Origin of the sequence: Cryptosporangium japonicum (genome assembly GCF_039524755.1) — a bacterium.
GTDB classification, from domain to species: domain Bacteria; phylum Actinomycetota; class Actinomycetes; order Mycobacteriales; family Cryptosporangiaceae; genus Cryptosporangium; species Cryptosporangium japonicum.
Genome location: NZ_BAAAGX010000007.1, coordinates 402610 through 418992, shown reverse-complemented (window position 1 = coordinate 418992; position 16383 = coordinate 402610). Strand labels below are relative to the sequence as shown.

Sequence of the window (16383 nt, the reverse complement as noted above, 5' to 3'; positions counted from 1 at the left end):
GCGGGTATCGCGTCGCAGATCGGGTTGGGGTTGGGGCACGTTCTCGGCCCGGGTGGGTCTACGGGTGGTGGGGAGAAGCCGGGGGGCGGGCCGGTTTCCGCGCCGGTTTCCGCGCCGGTTTCCGCGCCGGTTTCGGAGAAGCCGGGGGTGCCGGCGGGTGGCAAGACGGCGGCTGGGACTCAGCCGGGTGGGATTCAGCCGGGTGGGTCCGCCTCAGGTGGGACCCAGCCGGGTGGTGTCGAGTCGGGTGGTGTCGAGTCGGGTGGTGTCGAGTCGGGTGGTGTCGAGTCGGGTGGTGTCGGGCCGGGTGGTGCTCGGTCCGGAACGGACGGGGTCGGCGCGGGTGGCTCCGAGCAGGTGGAAAACGAGTCGGGATCGGACGCTGCTTCGGTCACGTCGTTGCCGCTCTACTCGGCCGATGCGCGGCCGCCCTACACCGAAAGCCCGGTAGCAGCCCTCACCACGTCGTCGACAGCGACACAGCCTGGTCTTTCGCCGGCCTCGTCGGCGTCTACCTCGTCGGGGACGCAGACCGCGACGTCCAGCGCCAACGGAACCGGACAGACCGGCGCCACGCCCAACGGCACGAGCCCGAACGGCGCCGTCACGAGCACGGCACCGACGACACTCCCGGCAGTGAACTCCCCAACTCCGCAGGCCGGCGGGGGTTCGCAGGTTGTAGCAAGTCTTCAGGCCGACGGGAGTTCCCAGGCCGGCGGGAGTTCCCAGACTGGCGGGAGTTCCCAGACCGGCGGAACGACGCGAGGCGTGCAGGGTGGCCCGAATGCGCAAGGTGGCCAGAGTGGCCCCAGTGTGGAAGGTGCCCAGAGTGGCCCCAGTGTGCAAGGTGGCCAGGGTGTGCAAGGTGGCCAGGGCATGCAGGCCGGCGCGGGCGCGGCGGCATCGAGTGGCCTGACCGGGTCGCGAGGCACGACCTCGCAGGTGTCGCCGCCCGCCGCCGGGGCCACGTCGTCGGCCACTTCGACCACCACGTCGTCGCCGTCTCCGGCGGCAACCGCGACAGCCCTTGGGACACCGATCGCCACGGACACACCGAGCACCCAGGTACCGCCCCCGCCCGAGTCGACGAGCCCGAGCGGCCCCACGCCGATGACCCCGGCAAACACCGGCGCCGCAGGCACTGGCGCGGGAGGTAGCAGCGCAAGTGCCGCAGGAAGCAGCGCCGCGAGTACTGGTGCGGAAACTAGTCCTGCTGCGGCTACTGGCGCGGAAAACACAAGCGTAGGAAGCGCGGGCGCCACCTTTAGCACCAGTGACACCACCATCAGTTCCACTGACACCATCAGTTCCACTGACACGACTGCCACCGGCAGGAACGCTTCCGACACCATCGGCACCTCCAGCACCAGCGGCACCAGCACCAGCACCAGCACCAGCGGCACCAGCACCAGCACCAGCGGCACCAGCACCAGCACCAGCGGCACCAGCACCAGCACCAGCGGCACCAGCACCAGCGGCACCGCCAGCACCAGCGGCACCCCCAGCAGCGCCAGCCCCACCGCCAACCGCCACCCCACGGGCAACCCGAATACCAGTGGCACCCCGGGCACCACCAGCCCCACCGGCACGGGGAGTACCAGTTCGACGAATACCGGGGTGGGGAGTTCCGGCGCTGCTTCGGTGGGCTCGGCGGATGTTGAGGCGGGTCCGGGAGCCCGGCTAGGTCCTTCCACGACGATCACGGCACCCGACGGAACGATCCAGCGTCCCGTGTTCGCGACCCCCGCCGATCACGTCGTGGTGGCTCCGGCCGGGCCGACCACGCTCGACCACTTCCGGTCGTCGGTGATGTCCGGGCTGTCCGGATCCACTCCGGACCGCATCGTGGTGGCGCCACGACAGGACCCGGCCGGAGCGCCCCTCGCGATGCCCCGTGCGTATGCGGCAATGCTCAGCGCTGCCGCTGGCACCGACGTCGTGGCGCTGGTCCGGCCACGGGGATCGGCGCGGGGTTCCCAGCCGGTCTGGACGGTGTTCCCGCTGGCGGGCGCTCCGCATGAACTCGGCCCGACGGTGTCGTCGACCGACATTCCCACCACCGCTGCCCCCACCCCAGCTGCCCCCACCGGCGCCACGCCCCGGCCGCGAACAGCGACCGCCACATCGGCCCCCACAGGCGCCACGACGCCGAGCCCCACCGCCCACGCCACCTCCACACCTCCGACGCCCACGAGCACTGCCGCCACCACGAGCACTCCCACCATCACGAGCACCTCTCCTGCAACGAGCAGCCCTGCCGCCACGAGCACCTCTGCTGCCACGAGTAGCCCTGCCGCCACGAGCACCTCCGCTGCGACGAGCAGCTCTGCCGCCACAAGCCCCTCTGGCGCCGCGACCACCCCGGCAACGGCGACTCCGGCCGTGAACGCTCCGGCCGTGAACGCTCCGGCCGTGAACGCTCCGGCTACGAGCGGTCCGGCGGTGAACGGTTCGGCCATTGAGTCCTCGGCGTCGGCCCTCCCGTTCGCCTCCAGGGAGACCGTCCACGCGTCGGACAGTGCGCCGCAGACCAACCGGGACCAGTACGTGCGCGGAGGGCCGGCGGACGTGCAGATCGCCGGATCGCTACCGAAGGACCCCTCCGCCTACACGTACGTGACGCACGGCGATCCCGCCGACCCTCTCGGCGCGGACGAGATCGTCGCGGACATCGTGAGCAACCGGGACCCCTCGGACACGCGCCCGGTGCGGCTGGTGATCTGCGGGGTGGCGCGCGGTGGGACCCGGCCGGTGGCGGCGGAGGTCGCGCGGCGGCTGCGGGTGCCGGTGCTCGCGCCGGACGGGGTCGTGTTCCAGTCCCGCACCAGTTCGGCTCCGCAGTTCAACGGGTTCGTCGCGCGCACCGTCGTGGACGAGTCGGGCACGCTGCGTCCGGTGCTGCCGGCGGACGGCGACTGGGTGCTCTTCACGCCGGATCTGTCGTCGCCGCCGACCAGCATCGGCCCCGCGTTGCCGGTGAGTGTGGCCTCGGCCGTGGCCGACGCGGTCAAGGCCGACGGCACGGGCCGGCCCGTGACGACGCCCACCAGGCCGGTGACCGCGAACCCGTTCGTCCCGGCCGCACACACCTGGGCGTCGTGGGCACCGACGAACACGGCCCTGCCCGGCCGATCCGCGCCCGGCGCGCCACGCGCATCCGCGCTCGACGCGCCACGCGCATCCGCGCTCGACGCGCCACGCGCATCCGCGCTCGACGCGCCACGCGGGACCGCGTCCGACGCGCCACGCGCATCCGCGTCCGACGGGCCACGCGCGTCCGCGTCCGACGGGCCACGCGCGTCCGCGTCCGACGGGCCACGCGCGTCCGCGTCCGACGCGCCACGCGGGACCGCGCCCGGCGGGCCACGTGGGACCGCGGTCGTCCGGTACGACGGGCACGGGATCACCGGTCTGGGCGACGCGGTCGTGCTCAACCGCGCGCCGGTCACCGCGTACGTCGTGACGAGCGTCGACGCGAACGGGGTGCCGCGGACGGGGGGACGAGACGGGCGGGTCGTGGCCTCGACGGCCAGGCCCTCGGCGGTCGGGCCCGGTCAGGTGTTGCTCACCGTGCGGGTTCCCGCCCGCGCCGCGGTGCTGCCGTCGGCGACCCGCGCGGCGACGTCGGGCAGCCGCACCACCCCGCCGTCGATGGCGAGCGCCGACAGCCGGCAACTGTGGATTCCGCTGGGGCGGCGCACCGACGTGACGGTCAGCGAGATCCGGCAGGCACCGTCGGTGAACTCCCGGCGCGGCGCGGTCACCCGGCTGTCCGCCCCGGCCCCGTTGAGCAGCTTCACCGCGGCGCCCGCCCCGGCCCCGTCGACCAGCCTCACCACGGCACCCGCACCGCCCCCCACCACCACTGCACAGCCTCGGCAAACCGCGCAGGCCCAGGAAAGCACCCAGACCCCGGAAACCGCGCAGGCCCAGGAAAGCACCCAAGCCCAGGAAACCGCGCAGGCTCAGGACACCTCCAACCCCCACCCCACCGAACACCGGACCGCGGAGATCCGCGACCGGCTGGTGCGCGATTTCGGCGACGCGGTACCCCCGAAGCGGGTCAAAGCCGAAGAACTCCATACCGACGGCACGGTTCGCGTCAACCCGTTCTTCGTGCCGCTCGCGGAGATGAAGCCGGAGCGGATGCTGCAGAGCAAGGACGCGACCTGGCTCTACCTGGTCACCGAGGACGGACAGATCGTCCTGGGCAGCGAGGACGGCCGCCGCCTGATGGGCGACGAGCAGTTCTACGACCTGCTCGCGGCCATGCAGGCGACCGATCCGGACCTGACCGAGATGGAGTTGACGCAGTCGCTGGTCGGGCTCGGCCACACCGGGCTCGCGGTGGCGTTCGACGCGCTCACCGGCGAGACGGGGGCGGGCCGGGGACGCGCGGCGGGGGAGTTCCGGTGGGACCCGGACACCGGTTCCTGGACCGTGAACGACAAGTCCGGCCGCTACATGAGCGACTCGGTCCGCCCTGATCTGGACAGGGACGTCGCCGCCGGCTGGCTGGACAACGTCGCGCGCCACTTCGCGGAACACCTGAACGTCGAGGTGATCCCCCAACAGCTGAAGCACTCCGGCTCAGCTCCAGCACCGAAAAAGAAGAAGGACACGACCCAGCCCACCGCGAAACAACCCGGCCCGATCGCGGGCGTGGCCCCGGAGCTCGACGCGGCCCTGACCCCGAAATACGGCGACGCCGTACCGCCGAAACGAGTGAAGAAACAGGAGCAGTACGCCGACGACCTGACGGTCCGGCCGAACCCGCTCTACGTCCCGCTGACCGAGATCCGGCCCGAGCGGCTCGTCACCGACCGGAACGCGGTGTGGCTGTTCCTGGTCACCGAGTCCGGCGACGTGGTCCTCGGCAGCGAGGACGGCCGGCGGATCGTCGGCGACGAGCAGTTCTACGACCTCCTCGACGGGATGCGGAAACGCGACCCCGACCTGACCGAGGCGCAGCTCACGCAGACGCTGATCGGCCTCGGGCACACCGGCCTCGGGGTCGCCTTCGACAAAGACGGCGTGTCGGCGCCGGGCCGGGGCCGGATCGCCGGTGAGTTCCGGTTCGACCCGGCGATCGGCTCCTGGACGGTCAACGACAAGTCGGGCCGGTACATGAGCGACCAGGTCCGGCCGGGGCTCGACACCGTCGCCGCCGCGGGCTGGCTGCAGAACGTCGCGGACACGTTCGCCGAGCGGATCGGTCAGCCGGTCGTGGCGCAGCAGCTCAAACACGCGGCGCCGCCGGACACGGTCGCGCTCGGCCCCGACCCCACCCGGCCCGACGGACACGTCCTCGGCGGCCCGGCCGCGGCCGACGTCGCCCGGTCGCTGCCGCCGGACCCGGACGCGTACACGTTCGTCGCGCACAGCGGCCTGACCGCCGACCGACTCGCCGACCGCATCCGCCAGGTCCGGCCGGCCGGCGACGCCCGCCCGATCCGCCTGGTCGTCTGCGAGACCGCGGCCGGTGGCTCCCGCTCGATCGCCGCCGCCGTCTCGACGAGCCTCGGCGTCGGAGTGCTGGCCCCGGACGGCATCGTCTTCCAGGCCACGTCCGACGCCGCATGGCAGCACCAGGGTTTCGTCAGCTCGCTCGCGGTGACCGCGGACGGCACGGTGCGCCCCGACGTCCCGCCCACCGGCCACTGGGTCCTGTTCACCCCGGACGCCGACCCGGTCGAGCTCGGCGCCACGCTGCCGCAGCGCGTCACCGACGTCACCGGGCCGGCCCATCCGGTGCCCACCGACGACCCGGCCGGGCAGCACTGGGTCACCTGGCTCGGCCGGGGCGTGGCCTATCCGCAGCTGCCGTGGATCCTCGGCGACCCGGGCTTCGTCGGGGCCAGCGTCCGCACGATCGGGTTCCACAACGGCGACGCGGTCCGCGACGGCATCGTGGACTACCTGCACACGCTGCGGCTCGGGATGACCCGGGCCGAGCTGGCGAGCGCGGTCGCGACGGCGCTGCCCGACCACTCGCTGCGCAACGGCGTCCGGGACATGGTGAACGGCCTCGGGTTCCCGGTGACGATCAACCCGGACCCGACCGGGGCACGCGGCGACCGGGCGATCGAGGTGGTGCTCACCGCGGCGCCGCCGACCACCGCCCAGGGCGGCCGGGTCGCGGCGTCCTCGTCGAGCGACCGGACCGCGGCCGCCGACTTCGTCGAGGGCGGCAACCTCGACCGGCGGTTCCCCGAGCGGTCGCAGCGCTCGGTCGGGCAGAGCGAGTCGACGTCCAGCGGGTGGAACGTCGCGATGGGCTACAGCGAGGTGCTGCCCGCCTCGGCCAACCCGTCCGGGGTCAAGGTCGGTGGCATCGTCTCGGTGTTCGCGCAGTGGGGGTCGCGTCTGCGCAGCGCGGTGAGCGCCGCGTCCGGGTACCGCCGCAACGAGGAGCTGACGTTCCCGCCGGTCGGGGACGGCCCGGGCCGGTCCCAGCCGGTCGACGCCACCCTCGCGGTTCAGGTCACGGTGCACCGGCGGGCGGCGGACGGGGTCACGACCGTCACCGACCGCAACCCGGCGACGGTGCCCGCCGAGGTGACGTTCGCGCTCCCGAACGACCTCGACGGCGTGGCGCGGCCGGTGCCGAACGCCGCCCATCCGGCGCCGGCCGGCGGGTACAAGCTGCCCTCGACGGCGGTCGTGGAGAACGTCGTGCTCGCCCCGCCTCCGGTCGCCGGACGCCCGGACGGCCTGCTCGACCGGTTCCTCCAGCTCCTGCCGGACGGGTTCGCCAAGGTCGGCAGCGTGCACCGCGAGCACCTGGTGCAGTACCTGAGCGAGATCGGACGCAACCTCGAGCCGTTGACCACCACCGGCTACTCGTCGGACAAGATCACCGCCAAGGGCGTCCGCGGTCCGTTCGGGGTGCGGCCGACCAGCCGGGGCTACGCCACGATGACGGCCGCGGTCGGGACGCCGGTGCTGCTGGCGACCGGCCGGACGTCGGGGCGGCACGAGTCGTCGCTGCGCAACTACGTCGCGAGCGCGTTCGGACGCTCCGCCGACAAGAGCAGCCGCATCACGGTCACCGGTGGCCCGTTGATCGGCTTCGCGGAGGCGGCCAACAATCCGGCGAGCTTCGCCGTGTTCGGCGTCGGCCCGAACCTCGGGGCCGACACGTCCTCCGGGCGCTCCACCGGCCGGGGGTTCGTCTCCCGCGTGGACCTGAAGAGCAAGGTCACCGGTGACCTGCTGCTCTACGAGATCCCGTTGACGCTCGACGGAACGGTGCACGTCGGCACCGACGCCGGCACCGCGCAGAACCTCGGCGTGGTGAAGGCCCGGGTCTGGATCACGCCCGCGGACGCCCGCGCGCTCGGCTACCCGGACGCGCCGGCCGCCGCGGCCCCACCGGCCGATCCGGCGACCAGGCCCAACACCTCACCGTTCGCGCCGCGGGTGGGCACCTGGCAGCCACTCGGACTGTCCGACGTGCGTGAGGTACGCGGCAGCGCGGAGCTCTACCAGGCGGCGGTGCGCGCGGTGAGCGCGGTCGACCCGGACCTGTTGCCCCGCGACGGCCGGAAACCGACCCGGCTGCAGCTGCGCAACCGCTCGGCGCTGGTCGCGAAGGTCACCGAGTCGGCGCTGCGCGGTTCACTGCACACGCTGCGCGGCGAGGGGATCACGGTCGCGTTGACGCGTCCGTCGTCGCTCGGCCGGTCGATGACGACGAACTCCTCGACGGTGCTGGTGACCGTCACAGCGCAGCTCCCGGCCACCCCGTTCACCTACCGCGGCACGGTCGCCGGTACCCAGCTCGAGCAGGTCGTGCAGAACCTGGACCGGGAGTCGCACGGTGCCAGCGTCAGCACCGGCTGGCGCGCCGGGTTCGCGGTCGAACTGGGCGCCCGGACCGGCTGGCACGAGAAGATCCGCGGGTTCCTGATCCGGGTCGGCCCGACCTGGTTCCACCGGCGCGGCCGGGGCATGGGTGGCGTCACCACCCTCACCGGCGGCCACCTGGAGAAGTACGACGGGATCCTGCACGAGTACAGCGCGGACCTGACGTACGCGATCGACGTCACCGAGGCGAAGCGGCCCAGCACCCTGGCGGCGCCGTTCCGGCCGATCGAGCGGAGGGCGGTGTCACACACCGCGAGCTTCCCGGCCCCGGCCACCACCACGCTCACCGTCCCCGACGCGTTGCGCCTGGCCGTCCCCCCGGTCACCCGGTCGGTCGTCCCGGCCGGCCTGCCGACCGGCGCGCCGGTCCTCACGCTGCGCGACACACCGCCCGCGGCCGACGCCGACCCGGACGCGTTCACGCCGGCCGGCCCGTTCCTCCTCGACGACGTGCACACGCCGGCCGAGGTGACCACCGCGGCGGAGGTCGCGCTGTCGTCCTCGGTCACCGGCCCGGACGCGACGGGGCGGCCACGCGCCCTGCGTGGACTCGGGAAGTTCTGGGGCGGCTGGAAACGCGGCCAGGTCACCGGGTCCAGCGGCCGGCGTTACCGGTTCGAGGCGTCCGCCCTCACCGAGCCGGGCACCGCGTCCCGGACCGCGATCCTCGACCGGCTCACGCCCGACGCGATCCGCTCAGCCGTCCAGGAGTACCTCGACTCCGACGGCACACCGACCGACGTGCTGCGCAAGGGACACCTGACCGACCTGTTCGGCTCGCTGACGATGACCGCGACGCTGTCGGACCCCCACCTGGTCAGCGAGACCGACGACGGAGCCGGTGCCCCGGCGCACAACCTCTACCGCTCCGACGACGTCACCCACCAGACGGACACCTCCGACCGGCGCGACCGGGGCGTCGACGTCGCCGTCGTCGAATCGCTCGCCACCGACGTGGTGCTCCGGGACAAGAACCAGCCGCGCGACGTCCATCAGGCCCTGCCCCGGCTGCAGCAGGGCTACGGGTCGGGCCGGTCCGACCGGTCCGAACGCGAACTGAGCCACACCGAGGCCCGCCGGGAAGTCGTCGAGAAGCAGGCGACCAGCCGGCTGCTGGCGACGCTCACCCTGACCTTCACCGGCGAGGTGAGCACGCCGAACATCTGGGGGAACAAGACCACCGAGACCGTGACCACCTCGGTCACCATCCCGGCGGGCGCGCTGCTGAAGGTGAGCCGGGCCGAAGCCGACCGGATCCTCCAGCAGGTCGCCGACCAGCGCGAGGAGGCCGCGATGGCCGCCGCCGCCGAGATGCTGAACGTCGACCGCGACACCGGCATCCCCCTGGTGCCGCTCGACCGCCCGACGACCGCACCGTCCACCGGGAACCGTCCGCTGCCTCCTCCGCCGGCGCCGGGCAACGGGCGACGCCCCCCGCCGTACCTGCACCGGATACTCGGCCTGGCCAACGTCCGCGACTCCCGGCCGCTGGAGACGGCCGAGACACTGGCGGCGCTGGGTAGCGTGCCCGAGCACCTGCGCGGCGACGTCGCCGGCCGCGTCCGGAAGCTGACCGGCCGGCGTCGGCTGCGCTCCGGGGCCCAGGCGCTGCTGGACGGCGGGTTGAAGGACCACTTCACCAAGCCGGGCTGGCTGTTCGACGAGAAGGTCACGGTCGAGGTCGTGGCGGTGCCGCGCAATCCCCGGGGCGTGGGCGGGTCGGCGCCGGGCACCACCACCTCGACGTTCACCGCGGCGTCGGTGGTCAACGAGGTCACCAAGGTCAAGCGCCGGTTCTTCACCCTCCAGGGCGGGCTGGCCTACCTGGGCGGCGCGCGCCTCACCGGCGACACCGGTCTGCAGGCGATCGGCCCCGACCTGCGCGCCGGCGCCAACCTCGGCCTGCGCGAGCAGTCCGAACGCGACAGCCAGATCCGGGGAACCTCGGAGTACGCGGAGAAGTCGGGCCCCACCGAGGCCTTCGTGTCCGACCTGGACTACCGGGTCGTGGTGACCAGCCGGCGCGTCCCCAGCCGCCTCGGGCTGGCGCTCGGCGTCGGGGTCGCGTCGGTCGACCGGTCGTGGCGGGTGCGACGCTTCCGGAGCGACGTCATCCCGAAGACCGACGGCCTGACCGTGGTGGTGCCGACGTCGCTGGCGCACAAGCCCGCCGAGGTGGACGCCGCGCTCGCGCGCACCGGGACCGCCGGCGCGTTCCGACCGGCGACCGCGCCCGGCCCGGCGAACCACCGGCCGGCCGCGGGCACCACCTGGACGTTCCCCGACGGCATGGACTTCCGGATCGAGGGGGCGCACGGGGCGAAGGTGCTCCGCGACCTGATCGACCGGGCTTTCGCCCCGCCGGCCCGCAACCGGTTGACGCGGCCCGCGCCGGGAACCGCTCCGGCGCCCCGGGCCCGGTTCCGGCCGGCCGGGCTCACCGACGACCCGGACACCGCGCTCGTCCTCGACCAGCTCACCGACGGCTCCACCTACGCCGCGCTGCTCGGCGCGGCCCTGACCGGGGAGGTCGGCCCGGGCACGATCTACGCCGACGGCGTGTTCAGCACCGACCTGGGTGACTTCACCCTCGAGGCCAGGTTGCGTGACCGGCCGACGCTGATCGACCAGACCGACGGCCTGGAGCTGGAGAAGCAGTCCGAGGACGGCACCACCCACCGGGTCGCCACCGACCGCGGCCGGGAGACGTTCGTCGACGGCCGGGTGGTGGCCAGGGCCGGTGAGGTGCTGCCGGTCAACGCCCAGCGCAACCCGCTGGACACCGGCCGGGACGAGCCCTCGCTGGGTGGCGGCAGGCAGACCGGCGGCCAGCACGGCACGTCCGGGACCGGCGGCCTCGGCGACGGGCGCAAAGGCAAACACAAGGGCACCTCGTACCTGTTCGCCTCCGACGTCGAGCTGACGTTGCGGCCGAAACACTCGACCCGGACCGCGATGGTCGAGCGGACGCGGCCCAGCCAGGCCACGTCGGTGGTGATCGAGAACGGGGCGCTGTTCCGGGTCTGGGCGGGCGATCTGCTCCGGCTCGGCCTGAACGGCTGGCCGGCGCGGCTGGGAAACGCGACCGAGCTGCCGTCCACCGTCGCCCCGCCGAACGTGGTCGTGACCGCGGCGCCGGACGGATCGATCCGGCTGACGCGCGCGCCCGGGGCGGCCCCGGTGCGGACCCCGCTCACCACGCTGCCCTCCGACGGCACCGCCCGGATCACGGTGGGCGCCGGGGTGTCCGACGCCGACGTGACGACGTTCCTGACCAACCTGGACGCGTTCGCCGCGGGCCGCGGTGTGCCACCGGGCTGGTCGACGCCGACCGCGATCACGTTCGAGGGGGCGTCCGCGACCCCCACCGCGTACGCGGCCCCGGTCTCCACCGGGCTCACCGTGCCGGCGGGCCCGGACCCGGCGCGTGAACCGGGCTGGACCCCGGTGCCGACCCGGGTGAGCTACCGACCCGGCTCGTCCACTCCCACCCCGGGCGATTTCCGGCCACCGGACGGCTGGCTGAGCGCGGGACACGGCGTGACGCCGGTCGCCGGCCGCGACGGGGAGTACACGATCACTGGTTTCCCCGGCATCGTGCTGGACGCCACCCCCAGCGGCTTCACGCTGCGCAGCGGCGAGGCGGTGCAGCGCCCGCCGGTCGCGCCGGACCCGAGCGGACCGGTGCTGCTGATCGAGACGCCGGCCGACCCGGCGCGGCAGCCGGTGCTCGACGCGGCCGCCGCGCACCTGCTGAGCCACCTGACGCCCGACCTCGCCGACGCCGCGTTCGTCGAGCAGAACGGGCGGTCGACCTCGGTGGAGTGGACGGCCGGTCCGGCCCCGGCCACCGTGCCGCCGTTCGTCGACCCGGGAACGAACCGGAGCCACGACGAGATCACCGCGGATCCGGCGTTCGCGGCCGCCGCGACCTGGCTGGCGGGCCGCCCCGCCGAGGAGACCGGCACCGGGCCCCTCCCGCTGCCCGCGGCGATCGCCGCCCACACCGCCGCCTCCGACGCGCTGCGGACCGCGATCCGGGACGCGACCACCGTCGCCGACCTCGACACCGCGCTACGCGACCACGCCGCCGCCGAGCAGGACCTCACCGAGGCGAGCCGGGCGCTCCGGGACCGGGTGGACGACGTGACCGGACTCGGTCGTGCCCTCGACCACGCCGAAGTCGGACGGGCCGTGGCCGCGGCGCGGCAGGAGCTGACCCGGGCGACGGCCCGGCGCGACCAGTTGCGCCTCGCGGCCGACCTGCGCCACCCGGGCCGGGCCCTCCCCACTCGCGTGGCCGACCTGCTGCGGAACGCACAGAACGCCGTGGACGTCGCCCAGGGACGGCTCGACACCGCCACCGACCGGCTGACGACCGCCACCGACCTGCACGCGCAGCGCGACCGGCTCACCGACCTGGACACGCGGACCCGGGCCGCGACGACACCGCTGCTCGACGCCGGCACCACCCTGCGCCGCGACGCCGCCGCGGCCCGCGACCGCCTGGAAGCGGCCGCGGCCCGGGCGTCCGATCCCACCGACCCGGACGCCCACCCGGCGACCGCGATGGACGACGCGCCGTTCGCGACCGTGACGATCGGCGACGACGGCACGGTACTGGCTGACGGTCTGCCGCTCGCGCTGCGACCGGTGGCCCACGGTGGGGTCGCGCTCGTCACCGCGCGGACGCACCGCCGGATCGGCGCGGAGAACCTCCTCCGTACCGGGACCGGCCAGGACGGGCACCCGTCGATGCCGATCGTCGTGCACGGCGACGGGTCGTCGGTGGTCGCGGTCGTCACCGCACCGGACGGCACCGAGCGGTTCGTGCGGCTCGACGCCGAGAACCTCACCGCGGCGCTCGCGAGCCGGCTGACCGGCGTCGAGCGGATCACGCTGGTGTCGTGCGGCACCGGGGCGATCACCGGTGGACTCGCGGCCGGGCTGGCCCGCGCGAGCGGCCGCCCGGTGCTCGCGCCGCCGACCCGGACCTACCTCACCGCCGGCGAGCAGCGGCTGCGTACCGAGGACGCCGCGAGCTGGCTGCTGTTCCTGCCGGAGAGCGACGAACCGTTCGACGCGATCACCGACATTCCGTTCGAGGGTGTCGCGGACGTCCACGGCGTGCGGTCGGCCGCCCCCGACGACGGTGATCCGGACCTGGTCGGCCCGTTCGTCGCACGCCGGGTGCGGCCGTCGCCGCCGACGCAGGTGGCGCACGGCGTGGCCGGGATCGGCACCACCGTGGTGCGCAACGCGGCCCCGATCCGTGAGGCCTACGTGCTGGTGCCGACCGACGGTCAGGGCCGGCCGGACACGTCCGGGCAGAACGGGCGGCTGACCGCGTCGCTCACCCGGCCGGACGCGATCCCGGCCGGGCAGCTCGCGATGACCGTCCAGATCCCGGCGAACACCGCGGTGCTGCCGGTGGCGAGCCGTACCGCGGTCCCCGGCGACGCCGGGCTCGCGCTGGCCGCGGCGACCGCCGGGACCGACACGCTGTGGATCCCGGTGAACGCGCGCGACCAGGTCACGGTGACCGCGATGCGCTCCGCCCCGCCGCCCGGGTCGGCCCGCCGGGTGGGTTTCCTGCACCGGCCCCGCGCCGCGACGTCCCTCGCCGCGTGGCCCCCCGCCCCGCCGATCCAAGCGGCCCCGCCGATCCAAGCGGCCCCGGTTCCGGCCGCCCCGGTTCCGGCCGCCCCGGTCCAGGCGGCCGCCCGGCTCCAACCGGCGCCGGTCCAGCCCGCGCCCGTGCCGCCGGTCCTGGACGAGGTGGAGCTGCCGGCCGACTTCGACCCGGCCGACCCGGCGGCCACCGAGGCCCAGCTGGTCACCTGGATCAGGCAGCAGAGCGTGCTGCCCTACACCGACCCGCGCACCGACCCCGGTCTCGACGGCAGCGGACCCACGATCGGGCTCGAGCTCGAGTTCGACTTCGCCGACGAGCCGGACGACGACGTGCGCAACGAGCGGCTCGGACGGATCGCGGCCGACCTCGTCCGCTTCGGGTTGTCCGACGTCGGCGACGTCGGGACCTACGGTTCGGCCCGTCGTGGCGGATACACCGAACGCCGGGACGGCTGGCGACTGGAACTGGACTCCTCGGTGGACGGCGAGCTGGTCTCCCCGATCCTGCGCAACACACCGGAGACCTACTGGGACATCGCGCTCGCGATCGCGGTGGTCCGGCGCCACGGCGGCATCGCCACGGCCCGCACCGGCGGCCACACCCACCTCGGCGTCGACCATCTCGTCACCGGCACGACGCCGATCGGCGGACTGGTCGCTCTGGAGGCGCGCTACGCGTCGGTGCAGGACACGCTGTTCCGGCTGAGCGTCACCCCGGGCTCCCGCTACCACCGGGGCGTCCGCTACAGCCGGCCACTGGTGGAGCCGTCCGAGGGCTACGCCGTCGCGCCCGACTCGTCCGACGAGGCGGTCGAGGCCCACGAGGACCGGCTCTCCGAACTCACCGGCGAGGCCCGGCGCAACGCGCTGAACCTGGTCCCGGTCGTCGACCGGCTCAACGAGGGCGGCTGGTTCGACGAGCTGGAGCCGGGACAGCACGTCGAGCTGCGGCAGTGGGGCGGCAGCCTGGACATCGGCGTCGTCGAAGTACAGACCCGGATCTCGGCCGGTCTGGTCGGCGGAACGGAGCCGTACGCGCCCCCGGCCGCCGCGCAGGTCCTCGGCCGGCACGCCGCCGCCGACCCGAGCGGCACCGCCGCTGCGGATCCGAGCGGCACCGCCGCTGATGTCACCGCGTTCGCCGCGGTCACGGATCTGCTGCCCGGCGGCGGCAGCGCCCGCGCCCGGAAGCTGCTCGCCGACTGGTTCGCCCGCACGCGCTGGCAGCCGGCCCTCGGCCCCGACACCGTCGGTTACCCCCACTTCCTGCGCATCGGCTCCCACCCGGCGTCCCTCGATGAACAGTCCCGGTTCGACGCGTTCGCGGCCACCCGCGAGGGCCGCACGATCGTCGTCAACGAGAACGATCTGACGATCCCGGCCGCGCAGCTGCCCGGCCTGCTCGCCGGCGCTCCCGATCCGCTGGTGGTCGCCGTGTCGCTGGGCGGGCCGGGCGCGGCCGCGGCGATCGGAGCGCTGGCGGCCGCTTGGCCCGACGTCCCGATGATCGGGCTGCGACCCGCTCCGGACGCGGTGCACCCGGACGACCCCCCGGCCGGTGCGCTCGTCGCGCCACCGGGCGGGGAGTGGTTCCTCCTCCGGGCGAACGGCCGCGGCCCCGGGCTCGGCCCGGTGCTCACCGAGCCGCTCGGCCTCGACACCTATCTCCTGCCGGCCGGCGTCCGGGTCGCGGCCGACGGTGCGGTCCACCTGGGCCCGTCCGACGAGGCCTGGGTGGCCCCGGCCGTCGCCGGGCTGGGGAACGCGGTCGTGGTCGTGGGCGACATCCAGTCTCCGCTCGCGTCTCTCGACGCCACCCTCGACAGTTTCACCGTCGAGGAAGCGCCGATCGTGCTCTGGACGCGGTCACCGGGTGTCCACGCGCTGCCCCGGCTGCGTGAGCTGGCCCGCCACCACCACGCGCTGATCGTCGTACCGGACGGCACCCTCGTGCACCCCGACGGCGGGGTGTCGGCGTTCACCGGTATACCCACCCGGGCCTCGATCGAGCCGCCCGCGGTTCCGGCCTGGACGGTCGGCCTGCCACCCGGCGTCACCGCCGACGGGCGCACGGTCTGGATCAACGAGCCACCGGACAACGCCGCCCACCACGTGGCCTGGCTGGCCGCCGCCGCCCACCGCGCCGCGCCGACGCTGTTCGTGCACGCCGGGCCCGGCTCGCCCGACCCGACGCCCGCGGTCCAGGCGGTGCTCGGCGCCACCGGGCCGTACCGCCGGGAGACGCTCGTGGTGGTGCTCAGCCCGGTCGCCGGGCACGAGTGGCCACAGAGCGTGACCGCGCACGGCGCCACGGTCGTCGCGCGCGTCCACGGGGTCTGGACGGTGTACCGGCCGGGGCCGCGGATCAGCCCGGTCGGTCCGCAGCTGGACCTGCGTGCCGTCGACGACGCGGCCGCGCTCGGCGAGCAGGCCGGGCTCCCACCCGGCGTGCACCGGCGCGACGACCTGCTGTGGATCGGCCGGCCGGTCGGCGGCAGCGGCCTGGAACCGTTCGCGCCCGGCGACCCCGACGCCCCGCCGACGATCGTGGTCGGCACCGACGGCGAGCCGCGACCCGGTGGTCCGATCGCGACGCTCGTCGACCTGCTGGGCCGGCTCGGTACGGCGGGGCCGGGCGCGCTCGTGATCTTCCGGTCGGCCTGGCCGAACGTTCCGGCCCAGCAGTACGCCCACCTGGCGGCCCAGCGGGGCGTCCGGATCCTCGTGCCCGCGCCGCCGGGCTGGCTGTTCGTCACGCCGCAGGGCGCGCACCGGCTCCCGCCGGGCGGAAATCGCGCGGCGGTGGACGAAATTTCTGCCGGATCTCGTGAACCTTGACGGCTTTTCATCCGTGTGACCTCCGATCCACGGGCTCGGGGG

3 protein-coding genes are annotated in these 16383 nt (G+C 74.5%); 1 reads left to right on the top strand and 2 read right to left on the bottom strand.

Annotated features, from left to right (window positions below):
* Positions 1-689: 689 nt before the first annotated feature.
* Positions 690-1703, bottom strand: a complete 1014-nt coding sequence (locus ABD437_RS10345; RefSeq protein WP_344648548.1) for a hypothetical protein — start codon at positions 1701-1703, stop codon at positions 690-692.
* A 48-nt stretch (positions 1704-1751) separates the two neighbouring features.
* Positions 1752-2459: a hypothetical protein gene (locus ABD437_RS10340; RefSeq protein ID WP_344648547.1), complete on the bottom strand. Its 708-nt coding sequence runs from the start codon at positions 2457-2459 to the stop codon at positions 1752-1754.
* On the opposite strand from ABD437_RS10340, the gene ABD437_RS10335 reads away from it, so the two are divergent.
* A complete protein-coding gene (locus tag ABD437_RS10335; protein ID WP_344648546.1) occupies positions 2443-16341 on the top strand; it encodes a hypothetical protein in 13899 nt (4632 codons plus the stop codon). The genes ABD437_RS10340 and ABD437_RS10335 overlap by 17 nt on opposite strands.
* Positions 16342-16383 lie beyond the last annotated feature (42 nt).